Genomic DNA, 13,195 nt, shown 5'->3' with positions numbered 1-13,195 from the left:
GTGGACCGTCGTCGCCCGGCTCTCGTGTCCGTGGCCCTGGCGGCGGCCGCCGCCGCTCTCGGCGCCTCGGTGTTCGGCGGCGGGCCGGTGGACCGGCCCATGCCACCCGGCGCCGACCTGGCCGCGCAACTCGACGCCCTGCGCGGGGCGAACGACCTCGTGCGCGCCACCCGCGCCGATGTCGGGCGTGACCCCGCGCTGTACCCGACCGCGTACGCGCGTCTGGAGGCAGCCCTGGCCGCAGGGCGTCAGGCAGGCGGTGCGGCGGGCGTGCCCGAGGTCGAGGCCGCCCGGCTCGCCGAACTCGCCCGGAGCGACGTCCTGGACACCCCTGCATGGCGGGCTCACTACGTGTGCCTTTCCCTCGCGGGGAGGGGAACGGACGGGAGTCGCGGCGCCGCAACCGTTCTCGAACAGGCGGGGCTCCGCCAACGGGCCGAAGGGGAGGCGCTCGGGTATCTGACCGCGCCCGACGACGAGGACGACACCCTCACCTCGCTCGCCACGAGGGCGGCCTTCCTCCAGACCCTGACCTGCCTGGGGCGGGACGGTGAGGTGCCTCGGACCCTGCTGGCGACGCTCGCCGCGGACACCGCCCGCGCCGAGCAGGCCGTACCGGCGCTCTACGCGGTGGAGGCCCTGCGCGCGGTCGGAGTACGGGCCCACGCGACCCGTGCGGTTCGGGGCGCCGATGCGCGACTGGGCGCGGGGTGCACCGGCCTCGACCCGATCCAGCGGGCCGCGCTGACCCTGCTGCGGCAGCGGCTGACCCGGGCGACGTACGACTGCCTGGTGCCTGTGCTGTCGGACTCCGACACACAGACACGCTGGCTGGTCCGGCGTGCCCTCATGGTCGGCGACGGGACCGGCCCTGTGGCCGGCTCGCTCCCCGAACCGGTGGGGCACGTCCGGCCCGACGGCCTCGTCGCGAAGACGCCGGCCCAACTGGGGACGCTGACCGCCACCTACGACGCCGCGCGGGCGCTGACAGCCGGCGCTCAGCAGGAGCACACGCCGTACTGGCTCAAGCGGCGGCTGACGCGGATGGGCGCGGACGCCGGTCTCGAACCGTCCGATCGACTGCTGCTCGCCATGACGTGCCACCGGCTGGCCCTGACCTGTGGGCCACAGGCCGCAAAGGGAGTGGCGGAGGCGGCTCGGCTGAAGGTGCCGACGCGGCTGACACCGGAGAACGAGCGCCGGTGGTACGGCGTCATGGCGGCACGCGCGGAGTTCGGGCTGGGCTGCGGGCGTACGACCGTCGACGCGCCGGACGGAGAAGGCCGCGCGGAGCTGTCCGCCCGGTCGCTGCGCATCGCGGTCGTACTCGCGGACGCCGGGTGCGCGGCTCACGCGGCACGGCTCACGGAGCGCACCGACCTCATTGCGCAGGCCAGGCGGGCGTTGCGTGCGGGGGATCTGGTGACCGCATCGGACGCGGTCCAGGCAGCGCTCGCCTCCGAGCAGAGCATTCCGCAACAGCTCTGGGACGACCTGCCCGAGCTTCTTCGGCGCTACAGCGACACGCGATTCCCCGACCTGTACGCCGCCTCGCCGGGCGGCACCGCTTCGGCGGACGCCACCAGAGCCGCGTACTACCTCCTGGCCTGACCTGTCCGACTCCCCCACCCCAGAAGAAGGACACCGCCCCATGAACACCGCCGCCCCACCCGCCGTCGTCACCGAAGGTCTGGCGTTCAGCTACGCGTCCGGCGCGGGTGTGACCCGAGCGGACCTCACCCTCGACGCGGGAACGACGGCCGCTGTCGAGGGACCGTCCGGTTCGGGCAAGAGCACGCTGCTCGCCCTTCTCGGGCTGATCCTGTCTCCGGCCGCGGGCTCGTTGCACATCACCGGCACGGACACCGGGGCGCTGACCGTGGCCGAGCGGGATCTGCTGCGGCGGCGCTCGATCGGCATCGTCCTGCAGGATCTGGGGCTGCTGCCGTTCCTCAACGCCTGGGAGAACGTGGCCGCCGCCTTCGGCCCTCGGCTCGCCCGGCACCGTACGGAGGCCCGGGCGCTCCTCGGTGATCTGGGGATGGGTGACCTTGTCGACTCCCGGGTCACCGAACTCTCCGGTGGGCAGCGGCAACGTATCGCCGTAGCGCGGGCGGCGGTGAAGCGGCCGGTGCTCATCCTGGCCGACGAGCCGACCTCGGGTCTCGATCCCAGGAACGCGAACTCGGTGATGGAGGCGCTGCGTTCGTGCGCGGAGCGAGGTGCGGCCGTCCTGCTCGTCACGCACGACACGGCGGTCGCCGGGACCTGCGACCGGCGTCATGTGCTCGACGGGGGAGTGCTGTCGGCCGCCGGCCTGCGCGGCGCCCGTGAGGGGAGCCTCGGATGAGCCGTTGGAGTCTGTACACCTGGACCCGTGACCCTCGTTCGCTGCGCAGGGCCCTGCCGATGCTCACCGTTCTGGCCGCGTTGCTGACCACGTCCGCGGGGGTGGCCGCCGGCGCCGCGGGTGCCGTGGAGCGGGACGTGCTGGGGTCGGGTGGGCTCACCCAGATCGAACTGTCCTCGTTCGAGGGCGACACCTCGGTCCGGCCACTGACGACTTCGGCGCTGGGGGAGGCCGCCCGCGTACCGGGCGTACGGCGGGTCGTCGCCGACTATCCGTCCGTGCTGTACGCCGAGGAGGAGGGGACGTACGACCTGGCCGGTCACACCCTGACACCAGGGGACGACCTGCCCGTTGTGAAGGGGAGGATCCCGGCGGGTTCCGCCGGACTCGGGCGGAACGAGGTCGTTCTGCCGGCCGCCGCGCAGGGGACCGACTTCGCGCCGCTCCTCGGCCGTACCGTCGCCTTCGGGTACACGAAGGCGACGGGCGCGGCGTCCGGCACCACTCAGGTCGTCGAACTGCAGGTCACCGCCCTCTACGACCCCGCCTGGCAGGCCGACGGTCCCGATGTCGCCTATCTCGCTGAGGACACTGCCGCGCTGCTGGCCGCGGCGCGAGCCGGGCAGACGTCGGAGACGTTCCGTGCGAAGGAGGGCGCGCGGTCCGCCGTCGTGCTGGTGGGGCATCAGAGGCAGGTGGCCGCCGTCACCAGGGCGCTGCAGAAAGACGGGTTCTCGGCGTCACCCGTGTCCGATCGGGTGCGTGACCTGCCCGGTCTGTTCGGGGTGGCGGATCTCGCGATGCGGGTCGGGGTGCTGGTCCTGGCGGTCGGCGCCGTCGCGCTCGGGTCGGTACGTGCGGCGGACAGTACGCGGGCCCGGGTCGGGCAGTTCGCCGTCCTGCGGATTCTCGGCTCCGGGCGCTCGGAGCTGCGGCGGATCCTGCTCGGGGAGGCGGTCATCTCGGGTGGGACGGCCGGCGTGGTGGGCGTGCTCGTCGGTACGTGCGCTTCCGTGGCGCTGGCGGGCCCGCTCAGTGACCTCCTCGGTCTGCCCATCTCCCCCACGGACGCCCTGCCCGGACCGGCCTGGGCCGCCGCCGCACTGCTGTTGCCCGCCGTCGGCCTGGCCGCCGGCACCCTTCTCGGCAGTCGCGAAGTTCTCCGTCGCGACCCCTATCTCACGGCACGGGCGCACAGCTGAGAGAAGGTCGCCTCGGCGCGGGCGGGATGCGCTCGGCGACACCATCGCCCGCCACGGACCGCTGCGGAAACCTCGGTGCACGCCCTCGGCGCGGACACCGGCACATCCCCTGTGGACATACCGCATCGGCGCGGACATCCGCTCCTCGCCCACGGCGACCGACGACACGGCCCACGTCGCCTAGGACGACGGCACGGTCTTCGCGGTCAGCGGCTGAACACGACCCTCCGGGGCCGCGGTCAGCCGCTGACCATGGCCCTCCTGGGCAGGGATCCCTGCGAGCCGCCCCCGTGCGGTGAGCGGGTGAGCGGTTCCGGACGCACCGAAGGCCGGAATCCTGATCGGATTCCGGCCTTCGGCCTTCAGTAGCGGGGACAGGATTTGAACCTGCGACCTCTGGGTTATGAGCCCAGCGAGCTACCGAGCTGCTCCACCCCGCGTCGTTGAAACCAGTGTACGCCATCTGCGGGACCTCAAGCACACGGGTTGTTCGGGGGCCGGGAGCGAGGCGTTTGGCAGGTCCGCGTCGGGCCCCGGCGCGCCGGCGTCGGGCCCCCGCCAGGCCTTGCCGGCCCCGCCCCTCGCTCAGCCGACCAAATGCTCGTTGGGCGCCTGCGCCCGCCCCCCGTACTCCCCCAGCACCACGACCACGGCCCCCTCCGCCGCCAGCACCGCGTTCCCGACCGCCGCGTCCTCGACGAACGTGTCCGGCTCCCGCCAGGCCGTGACGACTCGGCGGATGCCCGCGTCCAGGACGAGCCGGGCGCAGGGCGCGGGGCGGGAGGCGCGGCGGGCGCACGGTTCCAGGCTGCTGTAGACCGTGGCGGAGGCGAGGCGCGGGTCGGTGGGGTCGATCTTGGCGAGGGCCGCCTCCTCGGCGTGGACCACGGGGTCGCCGCCCTCACGGGAGTGACCGCGGGCCAGTTCCGTGCCGTCCTCGGCGACCACGACGGCCCCCACGCTGAACGCGGTCCGCGAGGGCGGGCACGCGGCGGCCAGTTCGCAGGCCAGAGCCAGCCAGTGGCGGTCGGCGGGGGAGACGGCCGGCCCGACGCCGGGGACGGAGGGGGCGTACCGGATGAGGACGATGTCGCCGACCGGCCGGGTCTCCAGCAGTCGGAGCCGGCTCCGCGGTCCCCCGGGATACGCGCCCGTCCCGAACAGCCGCGGCGCGTCCGTCTCGCCCACGAACACCGGTGCCACGGCCAGCTGCACCTCGTCCGCGAGGCCCTGCTGGAGCAGTTGGGTGTGGACGAGGCCGCCGCCCTCCACCATGAGGCGCCGGACACCGCGTACGACCGCGAGGTGGTCGAGGAGGGCGGGCCACTCCAGTTCGGGGCCGACGGGCACGACATCGACACCGTTCGGGCCGGTCGGCAGGCCCAGGTCGCGCAGCCGCCCCGCACCCGTGTCCGTCGTGTACACGACCTTCGCGCCGCCCGTGTGCCAGAACTGGGCCGCCGGGTCGAGATCGCCGGACGCGCTGACCGTGACCTTCAGCGGGTACTCGGAGAGTCCGGCGGCGACACGGGCCGCGCGGCGCTCGGGGGAGTTGACCAGCAGGCGGGGGTTGTCGGTGCGCAGGGTGCCGGCGCCGATCAGGATGGCGTCGCTGGCCGCGCGCACCTCGTCGACCCGGTCGAAGTCGGCCGGGCCGGAGAGCAGCAGCCGCTCGGGCCCGGTGTCGTCCAGGAAGCCGTCGAGGGAGACGGCGGCGGACAACAGGACGTAGGGCTGGGGCATGGACGCGCTCCCTGGCGGTGACGGCGGCGAGAATGGGATCTACGGCGGTGAGGACGGGATCTACGGCGGTGAGGCTGGGACTTCGGCGGTGGGTCCGGCCGGCGTGGCGTTCCGGCGGGCTTGGTTCAAGTTTTAAACAATAACTACACTGTACGTATGACGACCCGCTGGCTCACCCCCGACGAGCAGCGTGCCTGGCGTGCCTACGTGGCCGCCAGCTCGCTCCTGGAGGACGCGCTCGACCGGCAGCTCCAGCAGGAGGCCGGTCTGCCGCACCTCTACTACTCCGTGCTGGCCGCCCTCTCCGAGGCGCCGGACCGCCGGATGCGGATGACCGATCTCGCCCAGCACCAGAAGATCACGCGCAGTCGGCTGACGTATGTCGTCACCCGACTGGAGAAGGACGGCGTGGTGCGGCGTGAGGACTGCCAGTGGGACAAGCGGGGCAGCGTCGCCGTGCTCACCGACGAGGGCATGGGTCTGTTGGAGCGGGTGGCGCCGGGCCATGTCGAAACGGTCCGCAAGGCCGTCTTCGACCATCTCAGCCCCGAGCAGATCGGTCAGTTCGAGGAGATCTGCGCGTCCATCGCGACGGCGATCCAGGGCGGGGACCCGCAGGCGGCCCCCGGCTCCGACGATCTGCCGTGGCGGCGCCGCGCGTGTCCGTCGAGCCAGGCCGGTCAGTCCGGGGAGTAGGTCCCGCGTTTATTCCCGGGTCGCGGGAATGTGAGGCATCCCCAAAGAGGTTGCTTGAAATTTGAAGCAGGGGTTAGAGTCCTGCCGAGCGTCATGCTTCAAATCTGAAGCATGACGACGCCCGCACCAGGACCGGAGATCCCGCATGCCCGACATTCCCGCTGCCACCCCGCGTGCCCGCGTCCGGGTGCCGCTGCGTTTCCAGGACGGCTACGGCGTAGACGCCGAACTGGTCACCTTCCACGGCCTCGTCGACGGCCAGGAGCACCTGGCGCTCGTCCTCGGCGACCCCGCCCCCGGCACGGATCCGCTGGTCCGACTGCACTCCGAGTGCCTGACCGGCGACGTCTTCGGGTCCGCCCGCTGCGACTGCGGTCCGCAGCTGCGCGAGGCCGTGGAGCGGATCGCCGAACGCGGCGGCGTCCTCCTCTACCTCCGCCAGGAGGGCCGGGGCATCGGCCTCTACAACAAGCTCGACGCGTACGCCCTCCAGGACCAGGGGCTCGACACCTACGAGGCGAACGCGGCGCTCGGCCTGCCCGAGGACGCCCGTGACTACACGGCGGCGGCCCAGATGCTGGGTGCCCTCGGCATCGACCAGCTGGACCTCCTCTCGAACAACCCGGACAAGGCGCAGCAGCTCCGCGACCTGGGCGTGGGCGTCCGCCACCGCGTCCCCACCGGCGTCTTCACCACCGCCCACAACGTCCGCTACCTCCGCGCGAAGGTCCTCCAGACCCAGCACACGCTCCCCCTCCCGGAGCTGACGGGGCTCACGGGGCTGACGGGACTCACCGCGGGCTGAATCCGGGCCCACCTCCCCACTCCCTCCCGCCGGCCCCTCGCCCCTCCCGCCGGCCCCTTCTGTCGGCGCCCTCCCGCTAGCCCACTCGGCCCCGCCGACTAGCCCAGGGCTCCACCGCCGGAAACCCTGTATCCGTGGGCAGCGAGAAGGGGTGGCGGGGGTGAGGGAGCCGAGTGGGTGGCGGCTCTCGTACGTCCGTACGCTCCTTCGCGTCATCCCGGCCCTCCTCATCACCATCGGCCTCTTCTACGACCACTTCACCCCGCGCGAGTTCACGGCCGTCCCCTTCTTCACCGCCTCGCCCCTGGTGGCGGCCCCGCTCTTCTCGCTGCTCGGCACGGTGATCGTCGGGATCGCCTCGGTCGCCGGGGTCAGCGCGGTGCGCGGCTACTACGGCGACACGGGTCAGGTGGACGCGATCACCGAGATCGCCACGGTGGCCACCGTCGCCGTACTGGCCGTACTGATCAACCGTCTCGTCCGCCGCAGCGACGCCCGGCTCGCCACCGCCCGCGAGATCGCCGAGGCGGCGCAGCGGGCCGTCCTGCCGGTGCCGCAGGAGCGGATCGGCGGGCTGGAGATCGCCGCGCGGTACGAGGCCGCGCAGGCGGAGGCGTCGATCGGGGGTGATCTGTACGCGGTGCAGGACTCGCCCCACGGCGTACGGCTGATCGTGGGCGATGTGCGCGGCAAGGGGCTGGGGGCGGTGTCGGCGGTGGCGGTGCTGATCGGCGCGTTCCGGGAGGCGGCCGAGCAGGAGTCGACGCTCGAAGCGGTCGCCCAGCGGCTGGAGCGGGCGCTGGCCCGGGAGACGACCAGGCGGGAGGCCGCGCTGCGGGACGCGGCGGTGGAGCACGAGGGGTTCGTGACGGCGGTTCTGGCGGAGTTCCCGCACGGGGCCGGGCGCGCCCGGATCGTCAACCGGGGGCATCCGTCGCCCCTGTTGCTGCTCGCCGACGGCACCCTGTGCACCCTGGACGCCCGGCGGCCGGCCCTCCCGCTGGGGATGGAGGACCTGGGCGCCTGGCCCGACCGCGCGGAGGACGCCGGATTCCCGCCCGGCGCCACGCTGCTGTTCTACACGGACGGCCTCTCCGAGGCGCGGGACGCGTGCGGTGCCTTCTACGACCCGGCCGAGCGCCTGTCCGGCAGGGTCTTCTCCGCCCCGCGCGCCCTCTTGACGACCCTGGCGGACGAGGTGCGCCGGCACACGGGCGACCGCACGACGGACGACATGGCCCTCCTGGCGGTCCGCCGCCCGTGACATCCGGCAGGTGCGGGAGCTGACGGAGGCTCCCCCGGCTCCCCTGTCACCGAACGTGTTTGTTCGACCGTCTTCCGTAGACCTGCTGATATGGCGTCAGAACTTTTGTTACTCGTGAGGCAAGTCAACTCGCCCGTTTTAAACCCCTCATGACCCGTAAAGTCCACCGCGAGCGACGGAACGATCATTCGGAACAGCTTGGAATGCAGTACTCGCGTCTATTAACGTTCGATAACACAGCGCGGTCGTCCCAGCCGTCACAAGAGACGGCTCCGTGCTCACGCGCCGAATCCCGCAAGGGAACCGGGGAACCACCACCCTGGGGTGAATCGCACGGAAACCGTCGTGGCAGTGCGCACGGCCGGTTTACGCGCGTAGGAGACCTTCCTGCTCCGAACCCGTCAGCTAACCCGGTAGGCGAGGAGGAAGGAAGGAGTACGCCCACGTGGCGTCGAACCGGTCCGCGACCGAAGCCCCGTTCGTGCCCGACCAACGTGACGGCGAGAGCCAGACGTTCGGCTACGGCAGCTACAACAGCGACAACGAGGGCCCCTGGCAGGAGTGGAATCCCAGTGAGGACTCCCTTCGCCCCGCTCGCGGTCGGCACCGCGTCGCCAAGAAGACCGGCGTACTCGCTCGTGGCGGTCTCGCCCGCAGCTCCACCGTTCTCGGCGTCGGTGTCATAGCCGCCGTCAGCGGCGCCGGCATGGCCAGCGCGCAGTCCGGCAAGGCCCCCGTGTCCATCTCGATGCCCGACATGCCGAATGTCGGCTCGGTCTTCGAGGACGAGGCCGACGAGCCGGAGCCCGAGGCCTCCAGGACCCCGCTCAGCAGCGCCGGCCTGACCGCCGCCGAGACCGAGCAGGGCACCGCGGACGCCGGTGAGGCACTGCGCGCCCGCATCATGGCGCAGGCCGAGTCCCAGCAGGACGCCTTCGACAAGGCCGCCGCCGAGGCCGCCCAGACCGCCGCCGCGGACAAGGCCGCCGAGCTGGCCGCCAAGGAGAAGAAGGAAGCCGAGGCCAAGGAGGCCGCCGCCGAGAAGAAGGCGGCCGAGGAGGCCGCGGCGAAGAAGGAAGCCGAGCGTCTCGCCTCCCTCGCCAAGCAGTTCACGCTGCCGACCTCCTCGTACACCCTCACCTCCACCTTCGGTCAGGCCGGCCCCTACTGGTCCTCCGGGTACCACACCGGCCTCGACTTCGCCGCTCCCACCGGCACCCTGATCAAGGCCGTCCACAGCGGCACCATCACGCAGGCCGGCTACGAGGGCTCCTACGGCTACAAGACCGTCCTCACCCTCGATGACGGCACCGAGATCTGGTTCGCCCACCAGTCCTCCATCGGCGTCAGCGTCGGCCAGAAGGTCGCCACCGGCGACGTCATCGGCCGCGTGGGCGCCACCGGCAACGTCACCGGCGCCCACCTCCACATGGAGGTCCACCCGGGCGGCTCGGCCAGCGGCATCGACCCGGCGGCGTGGCTGCGCAGCAAGGGTCTGACCCCGTAGAGCCGGGCGGAGAAGGAAGCAGCGACGCCGCGTGAGTCCGTGAGGAGCGCGCGGCGTTCGTCATACGCGCGTGCCGCCGGCCGTCGCGGTCCGGGACTGCTTTTCGCCGCGAACCCCGCCCCGTTGCCGCCCCACGGCTTCACATGGCGTTCACGCCGACGCGGAATGCGGGCGTCCGCCGCGATGGTTGACGCTGGACATGACTTCTCTTCGCAAGCTGGGCACGTCCGACATCGAGGTCTTCCCGCTCTCCCTCGGCGGCAACGTCTTCGGGTGGACGGCGGACGAGGCCCAGTCCTTCGCCGTCCTCGACGCCTACGCGGCCGCCGGGGGCAACTTCGTCGACACCGCCGACTCCTACTCGGCCTGGGTGGAGGGCAACACGGGCGGTGAGTCCGAGAGGATCATCGGCAGGTGGGTCAGGTCGCGGGGCAACCGCGACGACGTGGTCATCGCGACCAAGGTGAGCCAGCACCCCGAGTACCAGGGCCTGACGGCGGCCAACATCAAGGCCGCGGCCGACGCCTCCCTCGCCCGCCTCGGCACGGACCACATCGACCTCTACTACACCCACTTCGACCAGCCCGAGGTGCCCGTCGAGGAGATCGTCACCGCCCTCGACGACCTGGTGAAGGCCGGCAAGGTCCGCGCCATAGCCGCGTCCAACATCACCCCCGAACGTCTGAAGGCCTCCCTGGACTTCTCGGACGCCGAGGGTCTGGCCCGCTACGTGGCACTCCAGCCCCACTACAACCTGGTCTCCCGGGACACCTACGAGGGCCCGCTCCAGTCCGTCGCCGCCGACGCGGGCCTCTCGGCCGTCCCGTACTTCGCGCTCGCCAAGGGCTTCCTCACGGGCAAGTACCGCCCCGGCACGACGGTCGACAGCCCCCGCGCGGCCGGCGCCGGCGCGTATCTCGAAACCCCGGCCGGCACGCGGGTCCTCGCGGCCCTCGACGAGATCGCGGAGTCCCGCGGCGCCGCCCACGCCACCGTCGCCCTCGCCTGGCTCGCCGCCCAGCCGACCGTCGCCGCGCCGATCGCCTCCGCGCGCACCGTGGACCAGCTCCCCGACCTCCTGGCCGTCGCCGACCTCACCCTCACCGCCGAGGAACTGGGGCGCCTGACCGAGGCATCGGAGTAGCCCACGCGCCCCGAGGAGCGAGGCGACCGCGTGAGCGGCCACCACGGGCGCACCGCCCGCCCGTGGACCGCCGACAGGCTCTAGGACCGATACGGGTTGTACGACGGGTACGCGGCCACCCCGTGGGCCACCGGCTGCGCGTGGGCGGGCCCGTACCCGCCGTACCCGTAGGCGTACCCGTACCCGTGCCCGGGCCCGGCGTCCCGGCCCGCGTACCCCATGGCCGGGCGGGCCACCTCACGCCGCCGCCACAGCTCGAACAGCAGTTCCCGCTCCCGTAGCGCGAAGTCACCGCCGGCCCACCCCCGCAGCCCCCGGTGCCGCAGGAACGCCAACCGCGTGGCGTACGACTCGTACTCCGCGATCGTCCGGGCCCCGCCCTTCCCGAAGTGATGCGCCGCGTACTCCCGCGCCACCCGCCGCGCCCGCATCGACCCCAGCACGTACGGCTCGGCCGGGGTCAGCCACCCCGCGGCCGCGTACGCCGGCAACGCCTCCCGCACGGTCCGCAACTCCCGCTGCCGGGCCCAGATCACCCACCACGTCAGCAATCCGAACGCCGGCACCATGAACCCCGCGTACACCGCGAAGAACCCGTACTCCCCGAAGGTCGCCGACCCGTTCCACACCGAGTGCATCCCCATGGCGAGCAGCAGCCCGCTCAGCGGTACGAGGACGCGCCGCCCCCGCTGCCACTCGGCGGAGACCGCCGCGATCCCGAATCCGATCCCCGTCAGCACGGTGAACAGCGGGTGCGCGAACGGCGACATGATCACCCGTACGAAGAAGGTGGCCGCGGTGACCGATGCCAGCCCGCTCCCGCCGCTGAGCTGGTCCGTCCCGAAGGCGGTGCCCAGGTACAGGATGTTCTCGGTGAACGCGAAGCCGGTCGCGGTGAACCCCGCGATCACCACCCCGTCCACGATCCCGGTGAAATCCCGCCTCCTGAACAGGAAGACGAGCAGGACGGCCGCGGCCTTGGCGATCTCCTCGACCACGGGCGCTATGACCGTGGCACCCAGGGTGTCCGCGTGCGAGGGATCAGCGGTGGCCGTCGCTATCCAGCGCGTCGCGAAGCTGTTCGCCACGATGGCTATCAGCGCCGCCGCACACGCCCCCCAGGCGAACGCGAACACCAGGTTCCGCCAGGGGCCCGGCTCCACCCGGTCCAGCCACCGGAACGCGGTCATGAGCAACGGCACCGGCAGCACGGCCAGCCCCAGCCCGACGAGGAAGCCCTCCGTGCCGGTCTGTTCGCGCACGAGCGCGAGGATGACGAGTCCGGAGACCGCGAGCAGCGCCGTCAGCGCGGTGTATCTGACGCTCTTCCGCTGCCACCAGCGCGTGGGCCTGAACGCGTGGCCGTCGGCGAAGCCGGGGGGACGCGTCGGGTAGGGGGGACTGGTGGCCATTGCATTGACCCTAACGAGGGAGGGGCGCCGCCCGCGACGGCGCGTGGTGCGGCCCGCCGGACCGCGCCCGCCGAACCGGCCGCCAAGTGCTGGGCGCCGGCCTTCAGACGCCTGTGGTGGGGGGTTGTTCGGGGTGTTCGGACTTCCGCGTCCGCTGTGGCTCCTGCTGCTGTTCACGCTGCTGTACGCGACGGAAGAGCAGATCGTTCACCACATGACCCTTGTCCAGTCCCTGCCCCTCGAAACGAGTCAGCGGCCGGAAGTCGGGACGTGGCGCGAAGCCGCCGTCGGCCCGGGTGTTCTCGAAGTCGGGGTGCGCGGTCAGGACGCCCAGCATCTGCTCGGCGTACGGCTCCCAGTCCGTCGCGCAGTGCACGAGCGCCCCGGGCGCGAGCCGGGAGGCGACCAGTGTGAGGAACTCCGGCTGGATCAGCCGGCGCTTGTGGTGCCGCTTCTTCGGCCAGGGGTCGGGGAAGTACACCCGCAGTCCGGCCAGCGAGCCGGGCGTGAGCATCTCCCGCAGCAGGATGATCGCGTCGCCGTTCGCGACCCGGACATGGGAGAGGCCGTACTGGTCCGCGAGGTTCAGCAGGTTCCCCTGGCCCGGTGTGTGCACGTCGACCGCGAGCACGTTGGTCTCCGGATCGGCGGCGGCCATCAGCGCGGTCGCCTCGCCCATCCCGAACCCGATCTCCAGCACGACGGGCTTCTCGTCGCCGAACAGCTCGACGAGATCCAGCGCCCGACCGTCGATGTCGAGCCCCCACTTGGGCCACAGCCGCTGCAGGGCGTCCGCCTGCCCGGCCGTCACCCGACTGCGCCGCGGCTGGAAACTCCTGATCCGCCGCTCGAAGTGCGACCCGGCGGGATCCGGCTTGGGCCCGTCGGGAAAGCGCGGCTCACCCTTGACCCGGGTGTGCCGGAGGGAGGCATCGGAGGTGCGGGGCTCGGGGGCATCGGCGGAGTCAGACACAGTGAGACGATTTTACGGCGCCCCGAAGCGCCCCGGCTTCCCCCACCCCCTGGGGCGGGCCCCTAGGGCGGCGGAACGCCACCGCCGGGCCGGTCCCGA

11 protein-coding genes, 1 tRNA gene and 1 riboswitch are annotated in these 13,195 nt (G+C 72.4%); of the genes, 8 read left to right on the top strand and 4 right to left on the bottom strand.

The genetic code is table 11. The features are described 5' to 3' along the window. The 3 genes from H4687_RS22220 to H4687_RS22210 are packed head-to-tail and all read left to right on the top strand — an operon-like array spanning position 1 to position 3,552. Positions 1-1,611, top strand: a complete 1,611-nt coding sequence (locus H4687_RS22220; protein ID WP_046917417.1) for a hypothetical protein — start codon at positions 1-3, stop codon at positions 1,609-1,611. Between the two features lie 40 nt (positions 1,612-1,651). Then, positions 1,652-2,350 carry an ABC transporter ATP-binding protein gene (locus tag H4687_RS22215; RefSeq protein ID WP_046917418.1) on the top strand — a complete coding sequence of 233 codons (699 nt, stop codon included), beginning with the start codon at positions 1,652-1,654 and terminating at the stop codon, positions 2,348-2,350. Then, positions 2,347-3,552: an FtsX-like permease family protein gene (locus tag H4687_RS22210; protein ID WP_046917419.1), complete on the top strand. Its 1,206-nt coding sequence runs from the start codon at positions 2,347-2,349 to the stop codon at positions 3,550-3,552. Before H4687_RS22215 ends, H4687_RS22210 begins: the two co-directional genes overlap by 4 nt. Before the next feature lie 366 nt (positions 3,553-3,918). Here the strand turns inward: H4687_RS22210 and H4687_RS22205 are convergent. Both H4687_RS22205 and H4687_RS22200 read right to left on the bottom strand, forming a co-directional pair. Next, positions 3,919-3,992, bottom strand: a tRNA-Met gene (locus H4687_RS22205). A gap of 145 nt (positions 3,993-4,137) precedes the next feature. After that, complete coding sequence (locus H4687_RS22200; protein WP_050398381.1) at positions 4,138-5,295, bottom strand: dihydrofolate reductase family protein; 1,158 nt, start codon at positions 5,293-5,295, stop codon at positions 4,138-4,140. A gap of 156 nt (positions 5,296-5,451) precedes the next feature. Between H4687_RS22200 and H4687_RS22195 the strand changes: the two genes are divergently transcribed. The 5 genes from H4687_RS22195 to H4687_RS22175 all read left to right on the top strand — a co-directional run bounded on the left by H4687_RS22195 (position 5,452) and on the right by H4687_RS22175 (position 10,711). Beyond that, positions 5,452-5,991, top strand: a complete 540-nt coding sequence (locus H4687_RS22195; protein WP_046920287.1) for a MarR family winged helix-turn-helix transcriptional regulator — start codon at positions 5,452-5,454, stop codon at positions 5,989-5,991. A gap of 145 nt (positions 5,992-6,136) precedes the next feature. Continuing rightward, positions 6,137-6,796: a GTP cyclohydrolase II gene (locus H4687_RS22190; protein ID WP_046920286.1), complete on the top strand. Its 660-nt coding sequence runs from the start codon at positions 6,137-6,139 to the stop codon at positions 6,794-6,796. Between the two features lie 151 nt (positions 6,797-6,947). After that, on the top strand, positions 6,948-8,060 hold the full coding sequence (locus H4687_RS22185) for a PP2C family protein-serine/threonine phosphatase (RefSeq protein WP_050398380.1): 1,113 nt from the start codon (positions 6,948-6,950) through the stop codon (positions 8,058-8,060). A gap of 273 nt (positions 8,061-8,333) precedes the next feature. Beyond that, positions 8,334-8,495: riboswitch (cyclic di-AMP (ydaO/yuaA leader) on the top strand. Positions 8,496-8,505: 10 nt separating this feature from the next. Next, on the top strand, positions 8,506-9,567 hold the full coding sequence (locus H4687_RS22180) for a M23 family metallopeptidase (RefSeq protein WP_046919007.1): 1,062 nt from the start codon (positions 8,506-8,508) through the stop codon (positions 9,565-9,567). 199 nt (positions 9,568-9,766) lie between these two features. Further along, positions 9,767-10,711 carry an aldo/keto reductase gene (locus H4687_RS22175; protein WP_046919008.1) on the top strand — a complete coding sequence of 315 codons (945 nt, stop codon included), beginning with the start codon at positions 9,767-9,769 and terminating at the stop codon, positions 10,709-10,711. 80 nt (positions 10,712-10,791) lie between these two features. Here the strand turns inward: H4687_RS22175 and H4687_RS22170 are convergent, their stop codons facing one another. Together H4687_RS22170 and trmB are read right to left on the bottom strand one after the other, a co-directional pair. Continuing rightward, positions 10,792-12,123, bottom strand: a complete 1,332-nt coding sequence (locus H4687_RS22170; protein WP_046919009.1) for a PrsW family intramembrane metalloprotease — start codon at positions 12,121-12,123, stop codon at positions 10,792-10,794. A 103-nt stretch (positions 12,124-12,226) separates the two neighbouring features. Beyond that, a complete protein-coding gene (gene trmB, locus H4687_RS22165) occupies positions 12,227-13,096 on the bottom strand; it encodes a tRNA (guanosine(46)-N7)-methyltransferase TrmB (RefSeq protein ID WP_078907210.1) in 870 nt (289 codons plus the stop codon). Positions 13,097-13,195: the final 99 nt, after the last annotated feature.

The sequence above is a fragment of the Streptomyces stelliscabiei genome, from assembly GCF_014873495.1.
Classification (GTDB): domain Bacteria; phylum Actinomycetota; class Actinomycetes; order Streptomycetales; family Streptomycetaceae; genus Streptomyces; species Streptomyces bottropensis.
Note: the sequence above shows the minus strand (reverse complement) of the source record. Positions and strands in the feature narration are given on the sequence as shown.

What these genes read in the sequence shown, in the direction of transcription:
- H4687_RS22190 (WP_046920286.1), top strand. Translation starts at nt 6,137, where the DNA reads ATGCCCGACATTCCCGCTGCCACCCCGCGTGCCCGCGTCCGGGTGCCG.
- H4687_RS22175 (WP_046919008.1), top strand. Translation starts at nt 9,767, where the DNA reads ATGACTTCTCTTCGCAAGCTGGGCACGTCCGACATCGAGGTCTTCCCG.
- H4687_RS22195 (WP_046920287.1), top strand. Translation starts at nt 5,452, where the DNA reads ATGACGACCCGCTGGCTCACCCCCGACGAGCAGCGTGCCTGGCGTGCC.
- H4687_RS22215 (WP_046917418.1), top strand. Translation starts at nt 1,652, where the DNA reads ATGAACACCGCCGCCCCACCCGCCGTCGTCACCGAAGGTCTGGCGTTC.
- H4687_RS22200 (WP_050398381.1), bottom strand. Translation starts at nt 5,295, where the DNA reads ATGCCCCAGCCCTACGTCCTGTTGTCCGCCGCCGTCTCCCTCGACGGC.
- H4687_RS22170 (WP_046919009.1), bottom strand. Translation starts at nt 12,123, where the DNA reads ATGGCCACCAGTCCCCCCTACCCGACGCGTCCCCCCGGCTTCGCCGAC.
- H4687_RS22210 (WP_046917419.1), top strand. Translation starts at nt 2,347, where the DNA reads ATGAGCCGTTGGAGTCTGTACACCTGGACCCGTGACCCTCGTTCGCTG.